The sequence below is a fragment of the Paenibacillus sp. genome (genome assembly GCF_048976745.1).
Lineage (GTDB): Bacteria > Bacillota > Bacilli > Paenibacillales > Paenibacillaceae > Paenibacillus.
In genome coordinates this window covers 163,682-186,176 of sequence record NZ_JBHGUU010000011.1, presented here as the reverse complement: position 1 = coordinate 186,176, position 22,495 = coordinate 163,682, and the positions used below count along the sequence as shown (strand labels likewise).

Annotated in this window: 24 protein-coding genes and 1 riboswitch; of the genes, 15 read left to right on the top strand and 9 right to left on the bottom strand. The window is 47.5% G+C overall.

Annotation, left to right across the window (positions count from 1 at the left end):
* Positions 1–120 precede the first annotated feature (120 nt).
* The 7 genes from ACE3K2_RS18655 to ACE3K2_RS18625 all read right to left on the bottom strand — a co-directional run bounded on the left by ACE3K2_RS18655 (position 121) and on the right by ACE3K2_RS18625 (position 6,846).
* A complete protein-coding gene (locus tag ACE3K2_RS18655; RefSeq protein WP_421893419.1) occupies positions 121–927 on the bottom strand; it encodes a TatD family hydrolase in 807 nt (268 codons plus the stop codon).
* Between the two features lie 105 nt (positions 928–1,032).
* Positions 1,033–1,941 carry an ABC transporter ATP-binding protein gene (locus ACE3K2_RS18650; RefSeq protein WP_421893416.1) on the bottom strand — a complete coding sequence of 303 codons (909 nt, stop codon included), beginning with the start codon at positions 1,939–1,941 and terminating at the stop codon, positions 1,033–1,035.
* A 38-nt stretch (positions 1,942–1,979) separates the two neighbouring features.
* The gene (locus ACE3K2_RS18645; protein WP_421893413.1) at positions 1,980–2,738 is read right to left on the bottom strand and encodes an ABC transporter permease; all 759 of its coding nucleotides are present in this window, start codon (positions 2,736–2,738) and stop codon (positions 1,980–1,982) included.
* The gene (locus ACE3K2_RS18640; protein ID WP_105601532.1) at positions 2,738–3,028 is read right to left on the bottom strand and encodes an MTH1187 family thiamine-binding protein; all 291 of its coding nucleotides are present in this window, start codon (positions 3,026–3,028) and stop codon (positions 2,738–2,740) included. The genes ACE3K2_RS18645 and ACE3K2_RS18640 overlap by 1 nt, the downstream gene beginning before the upstream one ends.
* Positions 3,029–3,291: 263 nt before the next feature.
* Complete coding sequence (locus ACE3K2_RS18635; RefSeq protein ID WP_421893409.1) at positions 3,292–4,332, bottom strand: ABC transporter substrate-binding protein; 1,041 nt, start codon at positions 4,330–4,332, stop codon at positions 3,292–3,294.
* Between the two features lie 209 nt (positions 4,333–4,541).
* Positions 4,542–4,654, bottom strand: a riboswitch (TPP riboswitch).
* An 88-nt stretch (positions 4,655–4,742) separates the two neighbouring features.
* Positions 4,743–5,129, bottom strand: coding sequence for a VOC family protein (locus tag ACE3K2_RS18630; RefSeq protein ID WP_421893406.1), 387 nt, complete (start codon positions 5,127–5,129; stop codon positions 4,743–4,745).
* A 481-nt stretch (positions 5,130–5,610) separates the two neighbouring features.
* Complete coding sequence (locus tag ACE3K2_RS18625) at positions 5,611–6,846, bottom strand: MFS transporter (RefSeq protein ID WP_421893403.1); 1,236 nt, start codon at positions 6,844–6,846, stop codon at positions 5,611–5,613.
* Positions 6,847–7,233: 387 nt separating this feature from the next.
* Here ACE3K2_RS18625 and serS point away from each other — a divergent pair, with 387 nt between their 5' ends.
* Complete coding sequence (serS, locus tag ACE3K2_RS18620; RefSeq protein WP_421893685.1) at positions 7,234–8,532, top strand: serine--tRNA ligase; 1,299 nt, start codon at positions 7,234–7,236, stop codon at positions 8,530–8,532.
* 67 nt (positions 8,533–8,599) lie between these two features.
* Here serS and ACE3K2_RS18615 read toward each other — a convergent pair whose 3' ends face one another.
* Together ACE3K2_RS18615 and ACE3K2_RS18610 are read right to left on the bottom strand one after the other, a co-directional pair.
* Positions 8,600–9,217, bottom strand: coding sequence for a hypothetical protein (locus tag ACE3K2_RS18615; protein WP_421893400.1), 618 nt, complete (start codon positions 9,215–9,217; stop codon positions 8,600–8,602).
* Between the two features lie 16 nt (positions 9,218–9,233).
* Positions 9,234–9,437 (bottom strand): hypothetical protein, encoded by a 204-nt coding sequence (locus ACE3K2_RS18610; RefSeq protein ID WP_421893397.1) that lies wholly within the window; start codon positions 9,435–9,437, stop codon positions 9,234–9,236.
* A gap of 181 nt (positions 9,438–9,618) precedes the next feature.
* On the opposite strand from ACE3K2_RS18610, the gene ACE3K2_RS18605 reads away from it, so the two are divergent.
* The 14 genes from ACE3K2_RS18605 (at position 9,619) to ACE3K2_RS18540 (ending at position 22,455) form a co-directional block, all read left to right on the top strand.
* A complete protein-coding gene (locus ACE3K2_RS18605; RefSeq protein WP_421893394.1) occupies positions 9,619–10,725 on the top strand; it encodes an Ig-like domain-containing protein in 1,107 nt (368 codons plus the stop codon).
* Positions 10,726–11,111: 386 nt separating this feature from the next.
* Positions 11,112–11,663, top strand: coding sequence for a GrpB family protein (locus ACE3K2_RS18600; RefSeq protein WP_421893391.1), 552 nt, complete (start codon positions 11,112–11,114; stop codon positions 11,661–11,663).
* Between the two features lie 4 nt (positions 11,664–11,667).
* A complete protein-coding gene (locus ACE3K2_RS18595) occupies positions 11,668–12,075 on the top strand; it encodes a DUF2809 domain-containing protein (RefSeq protein ID WP_421893388.1) in 408 nt (135 codons plus the stop codon).
* Between the two features lie 27 nt (positions 12,076–12,102).
* Positions 12,103–12,660 carry a GNAT family N-acetyltransferase gene (locus ACE3K2_RS18590; RefSeq protein WP_421893385.1) on the top strand — a complete coding sequence of 186 codons (558 nt, stop codon included), beginning with the start codon at positions 12,103–12,105 and terminating at the stop codon, positions 12,658–12,660.
* 51 nt (positions 12,661–12,711) lie between these two features.
* Positions 12,712–13,041 (top strand): DUF952 domain-containing protein, encoded by a 330-nt coding sequence (locus ACE3K2_RS18585; protein ID WP_091038169.1) that lies wholly within the window; start codon positions 12,712–12,714, stop codon positions 13,039–13,041.
* A 71-nt stretch (positions 13,042–13,112) separates the two neighbouring features.
* On the top strand, positions 13,113–13,697 hold the full coding sequence (locus ACE3K2_RS18580; RefSeq protein ID WP_421893381.1) for a DUF1572 family protein: 585 nt from the start codon (positions 13,113–13,115) through the stop codon (positions 13,695–13,697).
* Between the two features lie 2 nt (positions 13,698–13,699).
* Complete coding sequence (locus ACE3K2_RS18575; protein ID WP_421893378.1) at positions 13,700–14,293, top strand: histidine phosphatase family protein; 594 nt, start codon at positions 13,700–13,702, stop codon at positions 14,291–14,293.
* Positions 14,294–14,351: 58 nt separating this feature from the next.
* Positions 14,352–15,068 carry a 5-oxoprolinase subunit PxpB gene (gene pxpB, locus ACE3K2_RS18570; RefSeq protein ID WP_421893375.1) on the top strand — a complete coding sequence of 239 codons (717 nt, stop codon included), beginning with the start codon at positions 14,352–14,354 and terminating at the stop codon, positions 15,066–15,068.
* Positions 15,065–16,129, top strand: a complete 1,065-nt coding sequence (locus ACE3K2_RS18565) for a biotin-dependent carboxyltransferase family protein (protein WP_421893372.1) — start codon at positions 15,065–15,067, stop codon at positions 16,127–16,129. The genes pxpB and ACE3K2_RS18565 overlap by 4 nt, the downstream gene beginning before the upstream one ends.
* On the top strand, positions 16,104–16,883 hold the full coding sequence (locus ACE3K2_RS18560; RefSeq protein ID WP_421893682.1) for a LamB/YcsF family protein: 780 nt from the start codon (positions 16,104–16,106) through the stop codon (positions 16,881–16,883). Before ACE3K2_RS18565 ends, ACE3K2_RS18560 begins: the two co-directional genes overlap by 26 nt.
* A 5-nt stretch (positions 16,884–16,888) precedes the next feature.
* Positions 16,889–17,347, top strand: coding sequence for an NUDIX domain-containing protein (locus ACE3K2_RS18555; protein ID WP_421893369.1), 459 nt, complete (start codon positions 16,889–16,891; stop codon positions 17,345–17,347).
* A gap of 691 nt (positions 17,348–18,038) precedes the next feature.
* Positions 18,039–18,455 carry a pyridoxamine 5'-phosphate oxidase family protein gene (locus tag ACE3K2_RS18550; RefSeq protein WP_074093246.1) on the top strand — a complete coding sequence of 139 codons (417 nt, stop codon included), beginning with the start codon at positions 18,039–18,041 and terminating at the stop codon, positions 18,453–18,455.
* 476 nt (positions 18,456–18,931) lie between these two features.
* Entirely contained in the window at positions 18,932–21,181 is a 2,250-nt protein-coding gene (locus tag ACE3K2_RS18545) for a bifunctional 2',3'-cyclic-nucleotide 2'-phosphodiesterase/3'-nucleotidase (RefSeq protein WP_421893366.1), read from the top strand.
* Between the two features lie 215 nt (positions 21,182–21,396).
* Complete coding sequence (locus ACE3K2_RS18540; RefSeq protein ID WP_421893363.1) at positions 21,397–22,455, top strand: EAL domain-containing protein; 1,059 nt, start codon at positions 21,397–21,399, stop codon at positions 22,453–22,455.
* Positions 22,456–22,495 lie beyond the last annotated feature (40 nt).

Below are 22,495 nucleotides of genomic sequence, written 5' to 3'. Positions count from 1 at the left end.
TGATATATATATGGTAAATTAGAAGCCAGTCGGAGCGAAACCGACTGGCTTCTTTGTGCTTTTTTGTAATGTGCTGTGTTAGCAGGGCAAGCGAGAGTGCTTGCTGCGGGCTAATGGTACTCAATTTAAGCCGTAGAAACGCTTGGTGTTCTGATAAAAGAGACGGGTGGCCCGCTCGGTTCCCATGCCGGTGATCTCACTCCATGCCTGAATGACTTGTCTGGTCATCGCAGGGTGTGTCATTCTTCCCTGAAACGGCCCTTCGAAGGGCCAAGGCCCGTCGGTCTCGGCCATAACTTGTTCTACCGGATATTGCCGGGCGAGTTCACGAATCTCTTCTTCATACCGAATATCCGGCGTGAAAGAGATGAAATAACCGTTGTCCGCCATGCGCCTTACGGTTTGGTGAGATCCTTTGAACCAGTGGAAGTGAGCACGTCGGAAATGATATTGCTCCAGAAGATCACAGACGATATCCGCATCATCGTATACCGCATGAAGGACAAGCGGTTTGTTATGCTTTTTGGCAAGTTGGATGAAACGTTCAAGTAGCTCGATGTACCCGCTTAGATCGAAGTGCTGCCCTGCCTGTTCAGCTTCCTGGCGATTGTAATAGGGAAGACCGACTTCTCCGATGGCCGTAGCCAGTCCCATATGCTTTTCGATCCATTGGAAGAACAGGTCCATTTCTGCATTGGAAGGCAGTTCCTGTTCCGGATGGAAACCGAAGGCCGGATAAATGGTGCGTGGATATTGCTTTGCAAGCTCCAGATTGGCCTGGGCAGAAGCAAGATTCATGGACACGGCTATGACTGCTTCGACCTGCTGAGACGGGAAAGATAACAACATCTCGCGTTTTTCGTCAGGAGTATACTGATCCAAGTGAATATGAGCATCAATCAATGGTGCAAAAGCTTGAGAATGCACGAGGGAATTCCTCCTTGTGTTCCTATATATTTTAACTATGTTACGCAGAATTTCTTGTGGTGGATCACCCAATAAAGGAAAATAATAACTTTAAAACCCGCGCTATCAAGATAGGCGGGCTTTTTGCTGTTCTTCTCTCATCCACTGTGCAATCTGCCGTTTACGCTCCAGAAATGCGGATTCTTCCGTAATTTCTTCTCGTCTGGGGCGATCAAAAGGAACGTACACCTCGTGCAACACCATTGCAGGCCGGTTGGATAACACATAGACTCGATCCGCAAGCAGCAATGCTTCTTCGATATTATGGGTGATGAACAGCACGGAGCGGCGGTTCTGTTCCCAGATATCGAGCAGCCAGCGCTGCATGTCGCTACGTGTCAGTGCATCCAGCGCGCTGAAGGGTTCGTCCAGCAGCATGAGTTCCTGCGGACTGAGCAGGGCACGCAAAAACGCAGCACGCTGCTGCATTCCGCCCGACAGCATATGAGGATATGCCTGCTCGAACCCGGCAAGTCCCACGCTGCTTAACCACTTTCGAGCCTCCGCAAGTGCTTCGGCCCGAGGGGGAGCGCTTGCAGCTACTTCTCCAGCAAGCAATACATTATCTTCGATGGTGCGCCACGGGAAAAGAGCAGGCTGTTGTGGCATATAACTGATCTTGCCACGTTGGCCGGTCACATCATAACCGTTCATGAGTACTTGCCCTTCCTGTGGCTTCAGCAGACCGCCAATGATATGGAACAGGGTGCTTTTGCCACAGCCGGACGGCCCAACGATAGCGACAAACTCGCCTTGCTTCACGCTCAGGGATAGGCCGTTCAGCACGGGTAACCTGCTCCGCCGTTCACGGAATGATACATGAACATCAACAACGTCCAGTGCAGGTGGAACCGGAGCAGGAGTGGTATGGGCAGGTTGATCAGGGGTAGCCGAGTGAAGCTTCTCACCGTGCTTTGGCTCCAATGTGCATGCTCCCCGTTCAGGCTGGACGTGTTCGTCCTGTTGCCGATTCATATGGTCATCACTTCCTATATATACAGATTACTTCTTTATTATCGCTTCTGTGGCCGCCAGCGTACGAGCAGCTTCTCCAGCAGGGCAATGAACAGGAAGAGCAGCAAGCTGAGCGCGACAATAATCATGATTGCCACGAATAAGCGATCTGTGCGATATGCTGACTTTTGCAGCATCATATAATAACCAATGCCCTTGTCTGCACCAATCCATTCGGCGATGATGGCACCCATCACGCTATAGGTAGCGGCGATTTTGACACCGGAGAACACGGATGGCAGAGCATGTGGTATCTCCAGCTTCCAGAAGATATGGTGACGTTTCGCACCAGCCATGCGCATATAGTTCATCATCGCTGCATCTGTACGGGTCAAGCCGTCCATGGCCGCCACTGCAACGGGGAAGAAACAGACGAGGATGATGGTAATCAGCTTGGGCAACAGCCCGAATCCGAACCAGATTAACAGGAGCGGCGCGAGCGCGATGGTTGGGATATTTTGACTGAGAATAAGTAAAGGATACAGGGCTGACTTGAGGAAAGGGACCAAATGCAGCACCATTGCAATCAGCAATCCGACCGCTGTGCCAGCCGCGAATCCGATCAGCGTTAACTGAATGGTTGCGGAGGCATGCATGCCCAGTCGCTCAGCTTGGGATGCCGCTTCGCGGGCGATATCGGACGGTGCGGGTAGCATCCATTTCTCGATGTGGAACAGGGATACGGCTCCCTGCCATATCGCTATAAAGAGAATAACCGCCACGAAGGGCGGCCATACACTTTTGAAATAGGCATTCATTAGCGGTACTTCTCCGTCAGGGTATCCATGCTGAAGCCAGTAGGGCTATGGGCGATTTTGATCTGGGAGATGATGCTTGGGCTGCCAGCCTCGACAAGTACTTCGTGCATTTTGCGGACAACCTCCAGGAGTTCCTCCAGTTCCCCCTCCATCGTGGTGTCGAGCGGGTTCACCTGATACTTCAGGCCAGATTGCTGAATCACTTCAATGGCGCGATCTACATAAGGATATGAGTTCTCGCCATTTGGCGTCTTGGGAATAACTTGAATGCTAAGTAGTGTGCTTGCCATGAGAGATCACTTTTCCTTTCGAAAATATATAAAATGAACTAATGACTGTTACACTTGCCACTTCGATGACAGAATAACCTTCCAATCGCTGTTATCCCCAGATTTTTTTGATTCCCTTTCTCTAAAGGGAAAATCCGGTGATAGCGTATGCTTCCGATGTAGCTTTCTTTCAGAAAGCTTTTAGGCGACCGCTTCGCTTTTTCACGTTATTTCTGTCCTCTCCGTCCTCGTGTAAATATTAAGTTCGTTTTATATGAGAAATTTTATTTGGGTAAAAACTCGTTTGTATATGCTTTGCTCACATCGATCTGTTCATCCAGCAGTTTTTTGCTAAACATCCAGTCCGTGTAGTTCTGCCATACTTCCTGTTTTTGTTCTCCCCAGCGCGGGGCGTCATCCTTGTACTTTGGACTGAGCCACTTCTGGCTTGCCAGTACCAAATCCTTGTCCAGATCCGGTACAGCTTTGATCAGAATATTCGCGGCGTCTTCAGGATGATCAATCGCATATTGATACCCTTCGGAAGTGGCTTTCAGGAATGCTTTGACCAGCTCAGGATCGTTCTGAATCGTCTGCTCGTTCGTTACGAGAACAGGCGTGTAGTAGTCCAGTGCATCGGAATAATCCTTCACATATAACATGTCGATCGGTTCCCCGCGCAGTTCGGCTTCAATACCCGTCCAGGCGTAGAAAATCCACGCAAAATCAATGTCCCGTTTCACTGCGGTGAAAAAGTCGGCGTCACCCATGTTAATGTTTTTTACTTTGGATACATCCGCACCTTCGCCCTCCATAATGGATTGCATCACGGCTTCTTCCACAGGGGAACCCCAGCCGCCATAGGTTTTGCCTTCAAAATCTTTTGGTGACTTGATATTCCGATCCGCCGGAGCAGCGAACCCCGATGTATTATGCTGAATCACTGCTGCAATGGAGACGAGAGGAACACCCTGTGTGCGGGCTTGCGTTACACTCTCCTGATAACTTACGCCAAAAGGCACTTCATTCGATGCAACCATCGTATCTGCGCCACCGGCACCTGGTTGTACAATCTCCACGTTCAAGCCTTCGGCCTTGTAAAAACCTTGATCCACGGCTGCATACAAGCCGGTATGATTTGTATTTGGTGTCCAGTCGAGCACCACTTTAATATCTTTCAGGGCGGCAGTGCCACCTTCGTTACTGCTTTCTGTATTTGTGTTGCCATTCTGCTCTGCGGGGGCAGCTTCTTTACCGCCACATGCGGCTACAGTCACCATAAGCACGCATAAGAGCAACAGTCCCATTGTTTTACGCCATTTCATCTGTGATTCTCTCCTTTGGTATGTCCGGCCGAGTGGCACGGGGTACTCCTTGGCTTCATATCCAATCATCTTGCATAAATCGACAGATTTATACCAGTTGAGATCTGGATGACGTTATTTTTGTTTCGATAAAAAAAACAAAAAAAGCGTCCCGTAATCCGGGACGCGTGCAGGCGTTAGAGAGGTGGCGTTCAGCCATAGGGCTGTGCCATTTCGATATACTCCGATTCCTACGCTGGCATGATCCAGATCAGGTCTAAGGGTTAGTATCTTGGTGGGATACACTCTCAGCCGGCCAATTCCGACTCCCCTGGGAAACTATGAAGTTACGGGCATTACTAGGTGTAATTATAGGTCAGCGGGTGGAGCATGTCCAGTCAAGAACTGGATGGCGTGTGGTTGGAGTGTGCTTAACGCTGGAAGAATTCGATCCATTCTTTCTCCGGACCATAAATGAAGAAATAGCGGTAACCGTTAGGCAGTGTAATGATTTCTCCATCGATAAATTCCGCTTCGGTGGCTTGGATGCGTTTGTACTCCGAATCAAGATCCTCCACGTGAATGGCAAAATGGTGCACCGTACCTTCGGAAGGCAGCTTGTCGCTGTATCCTTGAATTAACTCAATCTCAGTCTCGTTACTTCCATTGAAGCCGAGAAAGGCGAGCTGAATGACACCGTTCGTATGCGTAACCCGGTCTTTTAGTTCCAATCCAACAACCTCTGTGTAGAAACGCAGCGTGGTCTCCAAGTCACGAACGGCAATGCCAACGTGGTCAATGCGCTTTTGAAAACTCATCGTAATAATCCCCCTTATGATAAGTGAATGTAACCGGCGAATAGTACTCATGTATATTAAGGAGTATATTAGAATTACAAAACCTAGTTGTCAAGTAGGAATTGTGGATATATGCGTAAATTCATCAAGGATAAGGGGACTGTTGTGTCATTAAAATGAATAAGGGATGCTCGGTTTCCAAGATGTACAATATGTCTTACATTTGAGAAAGTATTTCCTGGGTAATCTTATGCAAGTGAATAGATCGCATTTTTACCAGACTTTGATTTGAAGCTAATTATCTACAATAACGTCTCTAGGATTCGTTAGAATTCAAACACGCAGAAATGGAGGGGAAGAACGTGTGCCAGGTTCGTTAGAAGATAGTAACGCTACAACAAAATGTCCACCGCCAAGTCATGACGGTGGAACATCTCCAACTCTTTATAATAGGTATACTATTTCTGATTCTAATTCTCAGGTCTGCATCGACACATAACTGTTAAGTCGCTGAATCCACGACATGTTTGTTCTGCCATTGATACGTGATTACGCTAATGACAAGTAGACCAACCGCAAAGATGGCAAGCATCCATGCAGACTGATTAACCTCCAGATGATCAAGACTCCATCCCGTGATCAAAGGCAGAATGGCACCGCCAACCCCACCTGAGGCAATCAAAATGCTGGGTGTGGATTCTTCGGTTCCCGGCAGCAGTTTGCTGGCGAAGACCAGGGCAATGGAGAAGATGCCTGACATCGCAAGTCCAAGTAGTAAGATGATGAGAAATGCAGACCAGATTTGGTTTGTAAATGGGAATACCATTAACAACAAGACAGACGCGAGACAACTATACAGGACATAGACGCGGTATTGGAATTTCTCTGCGACATACCCGGCGAAGAGTCGTCCTACGGACATGGCAATCCAGAAACAGGTGACACTAAGCGCTGCGCCGGCTTCCTTCATGTTCATTTTCTCAATCAGGATCGCTGGCATGAAGTTCGCAAGACTCATCTCGGTGCCAACATAAAGGAAGAAGAACAGGACGAATAGAACCATAAGAGCCAGACTACGCCCACGATAGGTTGGACCGGATGTACGGGTGGCTGCGGAATGCAGTTCGCCTGATGCACCACCAGTGTGAGTGTGTCTCGAAGCATCCACTGGCTTCCGTCGATCCAACATCTGATCCAGCTCACCGAATGATCCTTTCGCCCAGAAAACAAAGGTCAGCGCTGCGCAGATTGCAACAACGAGAAAGGACAGACGCCAGTATCCGGCAGCAATCAGACCGCTGGCCATGAGCGGCATGACCATCGCCCCGATCCCGAATAATACTTCCAGTCGGCTCATGGCAACGGCTGTATTGTCTTTAATTGCAGCGATGATAATGGTACCAATGACCGCTTCAACCATTCCGAATCCGAAGCCGGCAGCGGGTGCGATGACAAACATCCAGCCCCATGGCGGCAACAGCATGTAGGATAATTCTGCAATACAGAGCAAAGCTGTGGCGATTAACAGGCCTCCCCTTTTACCGAAGCGTCGGTTCAGCCATGGAGATAACAATACACCGCCCAGGAATCCGGCGAATTGAGCAAAGATCAATGTCCCGCCCTGGCTATAATCTTTGCCGTAATGTTCGAGTGCAACGGGCAGAATGGAACCGAGCACAACGTGGGCAAGTCCAATCAGGAAATAGGAGAGACACCCGATCCAAAGTAATTTTTTCATAAAGAACTCCTTCTAGATGTATACATAAATTGAGGATCACGATAAAGCATAATCATGAAGACAAAGTCTATCATAACAGGACAGGTTACGTTGTGCCATGAATTCCTGATTGATCCAAAAGGTTGCAATTTGGTCTATCGTTCGTATATACTGAGACACAACAATTACAGATCGGACCATGCCGTTGAAGAGCATCCAACTCGGAGGCGTTTTCGCCAGGGGAGCGATATTCCCCAAGTTAACCGGAACCGCCCGTTATCGCGGACCAAGAGGCTGGAAGCAGGATATCCTGATTCAGCAAGTTGGGTGGCACCGCGAGCAGAGCGCTCCTCGTCCCAAGGGATGAGGGCGCTCTTTGTATTTTTACAGCCAAAGGAGACGGTGACCATGTTGGAAATGAAGTGGATTCGGGCACATGCAGAAGAGGTTCAGGCGGCGGCAGACGGTAAAAAAATCAAGATTAACATTCGCACATTACTGGAGCGGGACGAGGAACGCAGAGCGCTTTTGCAGGAAATTGAAGAAGGACGCAGATTGCGCAATACGTTATCCGCGGACATTGGCAGACTCATGCAAGCCGGTAATCGGGAAGAGGCCGAGGGTTTGCGGGCTCAGGTGAAACAGATCAATGAACAGTTGGAACAGGTGGAAGCGAAGCTTGCCCCTGTGCAGGAGGAAGTAACCCGGCTGCAATGGCTGGTACCCAATATCGTATCCCCGGATACCCCGAAAGGCACATCGGATGCGGATAATGTGGAGCTGCGACGTGTGGGAGAGGTGCCAACGTTCGAGTATACCACCAAAGATCATGTGGAGCTTGGGGAGTTGCATGATCTGATCGATATTGCCCGTGGCGTTAAGATTGGCGGTACGCGAAGCTACGTATTGAAAGGCGCGGGTCTGTTATTACATCGGGCAGTACAGCAACTGGCGCTGGATCTGCTGCTGAAGCACGGGTTTACACCAATGGAGGTTCCGCTGATGGTCAGGGAGGATGCGCTGGTGAACACCGGATTCTTCCCAACGGGTCGAGATCAGGTCTACGAACTCGAAGGAGAGAACAAGTGGCTGGTGGGAACTTCTGAAGTACCGCTTGTCTCGTATTATGCGGATGAGATTGTTGATGTGAAGGAGCCAGTGAAGCTCGCTGCGGTATCGACATGTTTCCGTAGTGAAGTTGGCTCTGGCGGACGTGACGTACGCGGATTGTACCGTGTGCATCAGTTTGCCAAAGTGGAGCAGGTCATCCTCTGTGCCCCTGATGCGGAAGAATCGGAGCGCATGTTGCAGGAGATTACGGGACATGCCGAGGAATTGTTGCAATTACTTGAACTGCCGTATCGTGTTGTCGCTGTATGTACCGGAGATATGTCGCAGAAAACGTATAAACAGTATGACATCGAGACTTGGATGCCGAGCCGCGCTGCCTATGGAGAAACGCATTCGTCGTCGAATCTGCATGATTTTCAGGCTCGCCGTTCGAATATTCGTTGCCTGGATGCCGAAGGTAAGTTGGCCTATTGTCACACGCTGAATAATACCGCGGTGGCATCGCCGCGTATCCTGATTCCGTTGCTTGAGAATCATCAGCAGGAGGATGGAAGCATTCACATTCCGGCAGCCCTGCGGCCCTATATGGGCGGGGCCGAGAGCTTGATTTTGCCTGAGCGGGATGAAGTGAATTAGAGAGGTTATTTAATGTTTTAGGAAATGAAGAAGAATCAGAAAAGGAACCCCTTGACCGGGGTTCCTTCTAATTAAACATATGATCTGTTACCCACTGGTACTCTTGTTCAAGTCGAGCTGCCAATTTGGGATCCTCCTCGGCTGCAACTTTTCTCATGTATGTTAAATCAATCGTATCAAATTGACTGTAAATCAGGTAACGTGCCCATTCCAAACTTCGGGCATCTGTCCAGTACTCGGAGGCTCTCAATCGATCCAAAATAAGGTCGTCTATTCCAATTACGTAACAGTAGCCTTCAGGTGTTAATAATTTGATAATCTTATCTTTTGAACCTTCCAGTGTATCAGAAGGTATTTCGATAGGAATGTCCATCTCGGAGACATAATAATGTCTTCCCTCGCGGACGAAACCCAGATGATCAAATAAACTTCGGGCCAAATCATCTCTGATCATGACCAGATCAACATCAGCTGTCTTGTAACTTCCAGAAGTGTATAGTTCAACAGCATGTCCTCCAACAATAATGGCTGGATCTGCATCTAATTCATCAAGAATAGGAGTAATAATACCCATTACATAAAACTCTTTTAAATCACTTTTGGTCACATCAGCTGCAAGTTCCTTCAATTTTCGTTTAGCCCATTTAATTCTTTCCTGTATTTCTGGTGTTTGAATACGTTCCATAGTTCACCTATATTCTTTAACGCAGCTTCCATTCACGCTCGTTAATAATTTCAATTTGTCCAGATTCAAGGGCTTTTTGGAAACGATTGCGGGCTGTTTTCATCAATAGAACCATCTCGTCTTCAGGACGAATCTTGGTAGATGTCGAAGTGACGATGGCTTTCATACGTTTACGGTTATTTTTGGGTGAAACCATATCAAGCAAATTCTTTTCGATCATACATATCCCACCCCCATCTTTTAGGTTTATTAAAACAGTATTACGCGACCTTCCCATATTATACAATGAAAATCTTGAATTGTTCCAAGACTCCCACTTACGTTATTCAACTTTATGCCATTCGTATCCGATATAATATAATAGAAGTAAAATATTGGATTATGGGAGTTGGGAATTAAAAATGAATAAAATTAAACTCGCGCTTCGAGGCACACTTGCTCTAATTATGGCATTAACAATATTGGTTCCTTCGTTGGCCTTGGCGGCTACAGGTGATGTGACATCGATTGAAATAACCAATACCAGTCCGCAGAAGATGAGTGTAGCCGAAACAGCTGCACTTCAGGTGATGGCAACGGTAGAAGGTTTTGATAACAAGCAGGATGTGACTGAAGGTGTGACATGGTCCACCAGCAATGCAGCGGTTGCGACGATGGTGAAAGGCAAACTCAAGGCTGTGGCCGCGGGCGAAGCAACCATTTTTGCAGAGGTAGACGGGGCTAAAGCCCAGTTGGTTGTCCAGGTGCAGGAGAAAATCAAAAGCATCAAAGCTTCACCGAAATCCTACAGTTTCGTTAAAGGCAGTGAAAGTACACTTCCCAAAGTAAGCATTATCCGTGCGAACGGCAAGGAAGAGGATGTAACGTCTGAGATCGTATGGTCGGTATCAAGTAGTTCGGCTGTGCTGGAAAATGGTAAAATCAAAGGTGTTACACCCGGCAGAGCATTGCTGCAAGGCAAATACGGAACAACGATTGTGAAAGTCCCCGTTGCTGTGACGGACGAGATTACCAAAGTTGAGGTTACACCTGCTTCAATGCAGCTGAATATCAAGAAGTCCAAAGCGTTGAAGGTGATCGGCACCTACGCAAACGGTAAAACGATCAACCTTTCGAAACAAGTGATATGGACCTCTTCCAATACAAATGTAGCTATCGTGAAAAATGGAGCAGTCAAGACGCTGACAGAAGGACAAGCCACCTTGACAGGAACTTATCAAAATCAGACAATAAAGGCAGAGGTTACCGTTGTACCTTTACTCAAAAAGCTGATTACTGGCCAGAAAAAACTGGTCTTGTCTCCACAGGGAAGTACAACGCTGAGTGTGATGGCCCAGTATGATACGGGCAAGACCACTGTGGTGACCGACAGTGCGGTATGGAGCAGCACAAAGCCGGGCGTAGCAACAGTAACGAATGGCAAGATCGTGGCTGTAGGCAAAGGCAAAACGTCCATCACGGCCAAGTGGGGCAACAAAAAAGTGACCATACCTGTTACGGTAAAATAAATATTTATATAATGAAGCGCTTTGTATTACTCCAAAGAATTAAAGAATCAATTCAATACATGACATCGTTATAATATCATCAATGTATCAGACAATCAGGGGCGTAGACATACGCTCCTTTTTGGATATATAGAAATATGTATCTGGAATGCCTTCTGCTTGAACAACAATGTACCAGGATTGGGTGGGATGAATATGAAAGCTTCGATTATAAGCTCGGCCCCTAACTCTAGTGATCTGAATTACCTGAAATATCTTCTTTTATCCCTAAGTTCCATACTTACATTTCAACGGAGTACTTCAATTGAATGCATGAAGCAACGCACCTATGAAAAATACAGAGAAGGTTACCATTTAAAATGTCATGGAGAAGAGGAGATATCTAAATGACAGATCCATTGCAACCGGAAAACTGGCCGGCCTGGGCGACAGAGCCGGTAGAGATCGCTCCGGCCAACCCCAAATGGGATGCACAGGCTCAGGAGGAAATTCGGGAACTCAAACACCTTTTGCAGCAGTTGAATATCCATCCATTCGAACATATTGGAAGTACATCCATTCCAGGGTTACCCGCCAAACCCATTATTGATCTGATGGCAGAGGTACAGTCCTGGGATGACATGGATCGGATTGCCGATCAGTTGAATCCGTTGGGCTGGAACTATGTTCCGCCTGAACTGGATGGCCGGGATTATCGACGATTCTGGGTGAGAGTTAAGGATGGCAAGAGAGCTGTACACCTTCATCTGATGCGCCCGGGAGAGGACCGTTGGGATCGTCAAATTCGGTTTCGGGATGTGCTGAGAAAACGCCCAGATCTGGTGGAAGCTTACGCCGTCCTAAAGACGAAGCTTGCTGATGAGAATAAGGAAGACAGGGAATCGTATACCGCGGCCAAAACGCAATTTATTTTACAAGTGCTTGATGAAGGCGTGTGATTGATTGAAAAGCGTATTTATGAAAGACAGGCTAATCTATTTCGTCGCAGTCATGATGACCATGGCTGCAGGACTCGCATCCAGATACTATGGTGATCGATTACCCAATTGGGTGCATGAACATTCCGGAGATGCATTATGGGCGGGCATGATTTATTTTGCGGTACGCATGGTGTGGCCTCGTCGCAGCTTGGTATGGGCGATGAGTTTGAGCTGTGTATTCAGCTGGATGATTGAGTTCTCACAGTTGATTCAGACGCCTTGGCTGATTGAGATACGCTCAACCGTATGGGGTGCTCTTGTTTTGGGACATGGGTTTCTGGTGATTGATCTGATTCGATATACGGTCGGAATTCTGTGCATGGTGATGATAGATCGTTATTTCCTGAGAAATAAGATGGTTGGATCCTGAATTCAAGTGAATCATGGAGGTGCGCTGATGAATGTAGAGAAACTTTTTGTCGAATCGCCCGAATTCGAAACACAACGGTTAAAACTGAGGCGGCTTGCGATGGATGATCTTGAAGATTATTATGCGTTTGCTTCTGATCCGCGAGTGAGTCAGCAAAGCTTGTGGAACTGCCATGAGACGGTGGAGGATTCGATTCAATATATTCAGCGGGTACTGGATAATTATGAACGGAAAATGGTCTATATCTGGGCTTTTGTCCTGAAGGAAACAGGGACCTTGATCGGGAGAGGTGGCATTTTTCATCTCAACGAACCCATGCAAAGTGCTGAATTGGGATACGCGATAGCAAGCAGTCAATGGGGGAAGGGTCTCGCGGCAGAAGCGATGCAACCCATTGTGGATTATTGTTTTCGGGAACTGGATTGTAATCGGCTGGAGGGGAAATGTAATGCAGGCAACATAGGCTCTGCACGTGTCATGGAGAAGCTGGGCATGTCGTACGAAGGTTTGCTACGCAAACAGTTGAAGATCAAAGGGGTATTCACGGATCAAAAAGTGTACTCCCGTATCCGGGATGATCTATAATACTTCCAATGACACATAGGGTACATCGCAGAAATTGAAGGAGGCGGAACCATGATCTATAGTATTATTTCCCGTTCGTTGTGGGAGCAAGTGTCAAAAGGGAGTGAGTATGCACCAGATAGTCTGGAGACGGACGGATTCATTCATTGTTCCACCAAGGAGCAGATTCCTTGGGTAGCCGGGCAATACTATGCAGGCCGCACCGATCTGTTATTGCTTAGTATTGATGAGAAGGCATTAAAGCCGGAACTGGTGTATGAGGATCTGTACGAATTGAATGAACTATTTCCACATATCTATGGAGAGCTCAATCTGGATGCGGTTCGTAAAGTCATTCCATTTGAACCGAATGCAGACGGTACGTTCTCATTTCCTGAATAATGTAGGTAACGGTGATGTATCGGTCTGAACGTGATCAGGGCTATATTACTTTTCCGAAGGGCGGTTAGCGGATGGATATGAATCAGGTTTTTCTGGAGACAGCGGAGAAGCAATTTCTGTATTACAAGCAGCTCGGGGAAAAAGCGATGGCACAACTGGAGTCTGAGCAATTGTTTCAATCCTGGAATGAAGATGCAAACAGCATCGCGGTGATCGTAAAACATCTATGGGGCAATATGCTGTCCCGTTGGACGGATGTACTGACAACAGACGGTGAGAAACCGTGGCGTGAACGAGATGCCGAATTCGTGAATGATATTGCTTCCCGGGAAGAGTTGCTCTCCAAATGGGAGGAAGGCTGGAATTGTCTGCTTGAAGCCATTCGTTCGTTTACGCCAGAACAATTGTCTCACATCATATACATTCGCAATGAAGGACACACCGTCATGGAAGCAATTATTCGGCAATTGGCGCATTATCCGTATCATGTCGGGCAGATTGTATTTGCCGCGAAAATGCTTAAAGAAACAGCTTGGGACAGTCTCTCGATTCCGAGAAACGGTTCAGATCAATACAATGGCGGCAAATTTGCCAAGCCGAAGGCACGCAAACATTTTACCGAAGATGAACTTCATATCGAAAAAGGTGAGGAATAACAATGACTCAAATTGCATTGATTCGCCATGGAAGCACCGCATGGAATAAGGAAAAACGTTCGCAGGGACAGACGGATAATCCGCTGGATCAGGATGGAAGGCAGCAGGCAGTTTTACTTGCTGCGAGACTGGCCGAGGAATCCTGGGATGCCATCTATGCAAGTGACTTGGAGCGTGCAAGTGAGACGGCTCGCATCATTGGTGATCGCTTGGACATTCAGGAGATTCATCTGGACCCCAGACTTCGTGAGATGGGCGGAGGACAGGTCGAAGGAACAACGGAAGAGGAACGGTTAGCCAAGTGGGGAGCGGACTGGAGTACCCTTGATCTGGGACGGGAGCTTGCTGAGGCAGGGACTGTTCGAGGAAGTGCGGTGCTTGAAGATATTGTACAGCAGCACCCGAATGGAAAAGTGATCGTTGTCAGTCACGGAGCCGTTCTGCGGAATACACTGCGAGGTCTGGTGCCAGAACTTGATATTAGCGTGAAGCTGTCCAACACATCCATTACCCGGATTGCCAAGAAAGATGATACATGGCAATGTGAACTGTACAATTGCAGTGTGCATTTGAATTCGTCTGGGGAGTCCGTGTAGATGGATGCTCTGATGTTAAAACGCTAGCAAACTTTGTGGACAAAGGGGGAGATGGCGTATGACCGAATTGACGTATACATGGACAGAGGAGATCTTATCTCCGCTGGGCGAGACAGCCGTGATCATTAATTGCGGGGATCGTTTGTCTGACGTGGTGCAGCGCAGAGTGATGTCGGTATGTGCTTTGCTGGAAAAATGCACTCTGCCAGCCATGATCGAATGGGTGCCTTCATACACGTCCGTTACGCTATTTTACGATCCGTTTATCTCCCCGTACCCCGAGTTATGCCGCATTCTGATTCAGCTGTTGAATCAAATGAAGGAATCTGCACAAGACAAGTCCAGAACGGTCACGATTCCCGTATGTTACGGTGGCGAATGGGGGCCTGATCTGGACTGTGTTGCCAGTGAGCATGGTCTGACCCCGGAGGACGTTATTGCAATTCATACATCCGGAGATTATCTCGTACATATGATTGGATTCGCACCAGGTTTTCCGTATCTCGGTGGGTTATCCGAACGGATTGCTACGCCCAGACGGGCAACACCAAGGCTTCGGGTAGAGGCCGGTACAGTAGGAATTGGTGGCAAACAGACGGGAATCTATCCGGTGGACACACCTGGAGGATGGCAATGTATTGGACGAACACCACTCCGGTTGTTTCGGCCGGGTGAGAACGTACCGAGTTTGCTGGCAGCGGGTGATCGGGTTCGATTTGAACAGATTACGATGCAGGACTATCTGGTATTGAAGCGGATGGAGGGCGAACGATGAGTATTGAAGTGATTCGTCCTGGTCTGTTATCTACCGTTCAGGATGAAGGCAGAACCGGCTATCGAAGGTATGGCATTCATCCTGGCGGGGTCATGGACACCTTTGCAGCCAGAGCAGCCAATATGCTTGTGGGCAACTCCCGCCATGCGGCAGTGCTGGAGATGACGATGACGGGGCCGGAGCTTGGATTTCAGGAGAGCCAGCTCATCTCATTATGTGGGGCCGATCTGACGGCAACGGTGGATCATCTGCCTGTACCTTTGTGGCGCCCTGTGCTGGTGCGGGCTGGAAGTGTACTGAAGTTTGGCCCATGTCGTCAAGGCTTGCGGGGTTATCTGGCGTTTGCAGGTGGGATAGCTGTGCCGGAAGTGATGGGCAGTCGAAGTACAGACCTCAAGACAGGTCTTGGCGGTCTGGAAGGAAGAGCGTTGCGTGCGGCAGGTCTGTTATCTACAGGTAAACCTTCGGGTGAAGCACAAGAATGGATGAAGCGTCTGGAGCAACAGGTAGAGCAGAGTGAGCGGGATCACCGAATATTGGCGCCTGCGTGGTTTTTGTCTGAACGTGAAAGACCTGACTATTATGGGAGATCTGTTATTCGTGTGATGGACAGCAAGGACAGCTCGCTGTTCAGCGAGGCAAGTCTGGGACAATTCTATGCCGAAAAATACGTGATCTCTCCGCAATCCGATCGGATGGGCTATCGCTTGCAAGGCTCCAGACTGGAGCTGGATCAGCCGCTGGATCGGCTGTCTGAAGCCGTTACCTATGGCACGGTGCAGGTGCCACCAGATGGTCAGCCCATCATCCTGATGGCAGACCATCAGACGATTGGAGGTTATCCTGTCATAGCACAGGTAGCTCAGGTGGATATGCCAATCCTGGCTCAGGCTGGGCCGGGAACCCGAATTTCTTTTGAGCATATTACGCATGATCAAGCCCGGCAGTTGTACATGGAACAGGAATGCAACATGCAGCTCATGGATAAGCTGATACGCAGAAGAATGGCAGAAATGGAGGCATTCAATGAATACCTTGAAAACCCTGGATATCAATTGTGATCTGGGCGAAAGTTATGGTATATATCGCACGTTGTCGGACGAAGCCATTCTGCCCTTCATTACTTCAGCCAATATTGCCTGCGGATTTCATGCAGGAGACCCGGCTACGATGCGGCTAACGGTGGAGAGGGCATTGGAGCATCAGGTGGCCATTGGAGCCCACCCCGGGTTGCCGGATTTACAAGGGTTTGGCAGAAGACGTATGGACATTACGCCACGGGAAGCATATGACATGGTGGTGTATCAGATTGGTGCACTGGATGCCTTTGTCCGTGCAGGTGGGGCGCAAATGCATCACGTGAAACCCCATGGTGCCTTATACAATATGGCCGCAGAAGATTCGAAGCTTGCTGAAGCAATCGCCGAGGCAATCTATCAAGTGCAGCCTGATCTGTATTTGTATGGTCTGGCGGGCAGTGAGCTGATTCACGCTGCGGATCGCATCGGTCTGCGCAGTGTGAGCGAAGTGTTTGCGGATCGAACCTATGGGGCGGATGGCAAGCTAACCCCTCGCAGCCAAGCGGGAGCTGTCATTGTAGAGTCGGGACAAGCGATTGCTCAAGTGCTCCAGATGGTGAAAGACGGCGTGGTTATATCCACGGATGGTGCGCTGGTTTCCATTAAAGCAGAGACGGTCTGTATCCACGGTGACGGAGCGAACGCGTTGACATTTGCCCAAGAAATTCGTCGTGTGCTGGAATCGGAAGGCATTACGTTATCCGCGCATAATTTAGGAATAACAAGGAGTGAGTGAACAGAATGAAACCCATACGCAACTCGGCGAAGGCCGTCATAGTGCAGGATGGTCGGTTGCTGGTTATCCGGCTGGAAGACCAATATGGTACCGCTTATGTGTTCCCGGGTGGAGGACAGGAGAAAGGTGAAGAACTCAAGGATGCGGTCGCGCGCGAATGTCTGGAGGAGATTGGTCAGGCTGTAAACGTGGGAGAGCTGTTACATATCCGGGAGTATATCGGAAAAAATCATGAATTCGCCGAATGGGATGCTGATATCCACCAGGTTGAATTTTATTTTGCGTGCAGCCTGATTGATCCGGGGGCAACTATTTTTGAAGGCTCCAATCCTGACGACCATCAAGTCGCCGTGGAATGGATTGCACTTGAAGAGCTGTTCAAGATTCGTTTATATCCAAAAACCATAGGTGAGTTGCTGCTTAAAGCGGATTCTTCCTCAATCTATCTTGGAGATTTGAATTAAATCAGATATGAAGGAAATGACCCACTAATCCCTGTGTGTAAACATTCTCATAAAGGGCTTTTCCAATTTTGTCACGTTTGCGAACAGGTTCATGGGATTCACCATAGGTGAGGTGGGTACACTATAAGTACAGGCTTATTAAACCTAACGTAAGTTGACTGTACTTATACACAACAACGGAGCGGATAAAACCTAAAGAAACGAAACCTGCAAAGTTAAGTACAGGTTTCTGTTTGAACTTTAGCTTACCCACTCCTCAAATTGGGAAAACAGTAGACGTAGTGGAGGGGATGGAATCGATTCTGAGGAAGCGAACGTTCGCATGTATCTTGGATTTTCATTCATATATCCTTTGGAATTAAGCATTCACACGATAACGGAGAGGACAGAAGAAACCTGAAGAAGCGAAGCGGTCGCCTAAAAGCTTTCTGAAAGAAAGCTACATCGGAAGCATACGCTAGCCCCGGATTTTCCCTTTAGAACAAGGGAATCAAAAAAATCTGGGGATAACAGCGATTGGAAGGTTGTTCTGTCATCGTAGTGCCAGTGTGAATCGGTGTTAATCCAATGTATATGAGGAAGAGATCGGGATCATGGTGAGATAACAGCGCTCCAAAGAACGATCCGTACCCGGAACGGCCGCCTGCAAGAGTCCTCCCAATATTCCCCCAAACCGAAAGGAGCACTTCCCATGAACCAGACTGAATTGGAACAAAACATTGTAAAAGCATTGGAAAACAACCCTTTTTGCAGCTTCTCGACTGTAGAGAATGGTAAACCGAAATCCCGCTATATGGCGCTTTTCAACGATGGATTGAACATTCATCTGGCAACGAACCGCCGTACACATAAAGTAGAGGAACTGGAGAATAATCCGAATGTTAGCCTGCTGCTTGGTTATGAGGCTGGTGGCTCCAAGGAAGTCGTTGAGATCGAAGGAACCTGTGAAGTGACGAAGAATGAAGGCTTGCGTGAGCAAGTGTGGAACGACGAACTGAAGGCGTGGTTCGATGGGCCTAATGATCCGAACTATGTCATTCTGGATATCACTCCGACTCGTATTGAATACACGGGGAAAGATCATGAACATCATGTGTGGGAACAATAAACCAAATATGAATATAACCTCTGTAACGTAGCGTCCTTATGCGAAAATATGCGCAGAGTTCAATCCAACCGTGAAAGCCATCAAGGTTTCACGGTTTTTGGTATGCATGAATAAGACTGAATTGGTTATACATGTAAGACACATGTAATATACGTATTTTGAAGATAATAAGTACAAAATACCTACTAAAATGTTGAAAAAAATGTCGAAATCACGCATGATAATGTAAACTTGCCTAGGTATGTGCGGGTAATGTAAAAAATAATGCTTTTCAATGGCTGGACATTGCGTTATGATTTGGAATGTAAACGACAAGCACAGACATAAATAGATGTTCATGTGAGATAAACTTACCTGAAGTTCCGATGCATGTCATTGGAGAGTCAGTACGCACAACCCATGAGATCTATCTTTTTCTGCGCTCTTCGTTTGCCCATTAATGCATGATTCAATGTACATAACCGGGAGGGGTTATTTTGAAAACGAGTAAAAAAGTATTATCAAGCCTGACTGCCGCTTTCGTTGCATTAAACGTGCTTGCGGTGTTTCCGGTACCTGTATCGGCTGCGGATGCTGCCAAAGTTAAACTGCGGATCATGGAGACAACAGACATTCATGACAATCTGATTAACTACGACTATTATTCCGACAAAGAGACAGACCAGTATGGACTCGCCAAAACAGCTACACTGATCAAAAAAGCGCGTGATGAAGCCAAGAACAGCTTGCTGTTCGACAATGGTGATCTGATTCAGGGTAACCCGCTGGGAGACTATGTTGCGAAGATTGATCCACTGAAAAAGGGTGAGACTCACCCTGTATATAAAGCGATGAATCTGCTCGATTATGATGCAGGTAACATCGGTAACCATGAGTTCAACTATGGTCTGGACTTCCTGGACATGACGCTGGAGGGAGCGAACTTCCCTTACATTAATGCCAATGTCTATGTAGATGATGGTGATGATGATGAGACGAATGACAAGAATTACTTCACACCGTATGAGATTTTGGATAAAAAAGTAACGGATGAGACTGGCAAGGAACATACGATCAAAGTGGGTGTGATCGGATTTGTGCCGCCTCAAATCATGCAGTGGGACAGCGCTAACCTTGAAGGCAAAGTCATCGCCAAGGATATTATCGCTACCGCGAAGAAATTCATTCCAAAAATGAAGGCCGAAGGTGCCGACATTATTGTAGCCATCCCTCACTCCGGATTTGAGGATATCCCTCAAACGGATCTGATGGAGAACTCTGTATTGTACCTGAGTCAGGTAGAAGGCATTAATGCCATTCTGTTTGGACATGCTCACAAAGTATTCCCAAGTGCTGATTTTGCCGGCAAAAAAGGGGTAGACCTTGAGAAAGGTACAATCAATGGCGTTCCTGCTGTAGAGCCAGGGTTCTGGGGTGATCATCTTGGTATTATCGATCTGGATCTGGAGCTGGTTGATGGCAAATGGAAAGTGGTGGATTCCAAAACGGAAGCACGCCCAATCTATGACACAGCCAACAAAAAGCCTCTGGTAGATGCGGATCAGGACATTATTGATGCGGTTCATGAAGAGCATGAAGGTACATTGGAGTATGTTCGTGGTCCAGTGGGCGAAACGACAGCACCTATTAACAGCTTCTTCGCTCTGGTTCAGGATGATCCATCCATTCAGATCGTAACGAATGCACAGAAATGGTATGTTGAAAAACATATGCAAGGTACGGAATATGAGAAAATTCCTGTATTGTCCGCAGGTGCACCATTCAAAGCCGGTGGACGTTCAGGCGCTTCGTATTACACGAATATTCCTAAAGGCACCATTGCGATCAAAAACGTTGCTGACCTGTACGTGTATCCAAATACGGTACATGCTGTAATGGTTAACGGCGCAGAACTGAAAGAATGGCTGGAATGGTCTGCAGGCCAGTTCAACCAGATCGACCCGGCCAAAGGTGGACAACAACAACTGATCAACAATGACTTCCCAACGTACAACTTCGATGTTATCGATGGTGTAACGTATCAGATTGATGTGACCCAACCAGCCAAATACGATAGCAAAGCTACGATCGTTAATGCATCCGCAAGTCGAATCAAGGACCTGAGCTTTAACGGAAAACCGGTTGACCCAGCGCAAAAATTCATTGTAGCGACAAATAACTACCGTGCTTCTTCATCCAAACTGGCTAACCCAGACGGCAAACGGATCGTTCTGGCTGCACCGGATGAGAACCGTCAAGTGATCATCGACTACATCCGTGAAAATAAAACGATTAATCCGGCAGCGGACGGCAACTGGTCCCTGGCACCAATTAAACCATCTGCTGGTGTAACCGCAGCGGCGTTGAATGATCTTGAAGTTGTATTTGCTTCTTCCCCGGATGCAAAAGGTCTGGTTGAAGCGAATCCGGCGATGTCGTTTATCGGTACGAACAAAGAAGGTTTTGCAGAGTATGGTTTGAAACTGACAGGTGAAGCAACGACAACACCTGAAACAGGTACAGAGCCGGCTCCAATGCCTAAACCGACACCGACACCAACACCTAAGCCACAACCTGAGAAACCGGCAACGAACAACAAGGTTGTTTACGTAGTGAAAAAAGGGGATAACCTGTACCGCATCGGTTTGAAATATGGTGTGGACTGGCGCAAGCTGGCGACAGCTAACAAAATCTCAAATGTGCATAACCTGAAAGTTGGACAGAAAATCGTGATTCCCGCTTCTTAAAGTTTAATAAGCGGTGAGGAGGAGACCGACAGTCATCAGACTGTCGGTCTTTTTTCTGCAATTTTGAATATATTTGTTCCAATAACCGTCATATGCGAAGTCATCAAAACAGTAGAGATTAATTTTAAGACCCATGATATAATATTTACAAACTTTGGGTATATACCAGTAAACATTAATGGACATGGAATCATAAATTGGCAAGGGGGTCCTACATGAATTGCAGTGGCTGCAGTCCAATCTATCCTATAGAGGGCCAAGGTACCGTTTACCTGCGTCCCATTTCCCCCGCTTTGCTGGAAGCGCTGCAAACGCCGGGAAGACTTATCGAGACGTCGGATGACATGATGTGGATGCATTTTTCAAATCCTGAGGCGGTTCAGAGCTTAATCGAAGAGATCTGCGAGATGGATTCGACATTACGTGACTTCCTAACCGTTCAGATTATGCCTTTAAACGAACAGGCGAATGAAGAAAACTGGATCAGTCTAACCATGCAGGAGTCCCGTTTCAAGCATGCAGAGCTTGTTTCCATTATTCTGGAGCATCAATTCAGCAGTCATATGCAACCCATCGTGGATGCATCGGAGCAGATTATCGGATATGAGTTTTTGCTTCGTCCTGCTGAGAATGGAAAATCCTTCAGTTCCTATGAATTATTTGAAGTTGCGCGCGAAACCGGACTACATTCTTTTCTGGATCGAATGGCGCGTATTACTGCTATTGAGACCAGTGCCATTTTTCTGCCGCATGGTGTCAAACGCTTCGTAAATTTCCTGCCTTCCTCCATATATAACCCCGAATTTTGTCTGACACATACGTTTGAAGCGATTGAACGTCTTGCGCTTGACCCTAAAGATTTTGTGTTTGAAGTTGTGGAAACAGAGCAGATTCAGCATATGCCCATCTTACAGCAAATATTTGAGGTGTATCGTTCCCGTGGTATGTCGGTTGCACTGGATGATGTGGGTGCCGGATATTCGACAATCGAGTTGATGAATCGGTTAGAACCGGATTTTGTCAAAATAGATCGAAGTCTTATTGACCGTTGTGATCAGGATTCGACCAAACAACAGAAAATTCTTCATATTGTTGAGATGTCGAGTCGATTTGGAGGTCGAGTCCTTGCCGAGGGAATCGAACGGATGGAAGAATTTGAATTCTGTCGTTCCATAGGTATTGAGCTTGCACAGGGCTACTATTTTGGTAAACCCTCGGCACAACCTCCAGGCGAGCCGTACTCCAGTACTTCATCTAATTCATGGAATAATTAGCAACCTGTACATTGTACAAGTCACTTCGGATCAGAGGTGG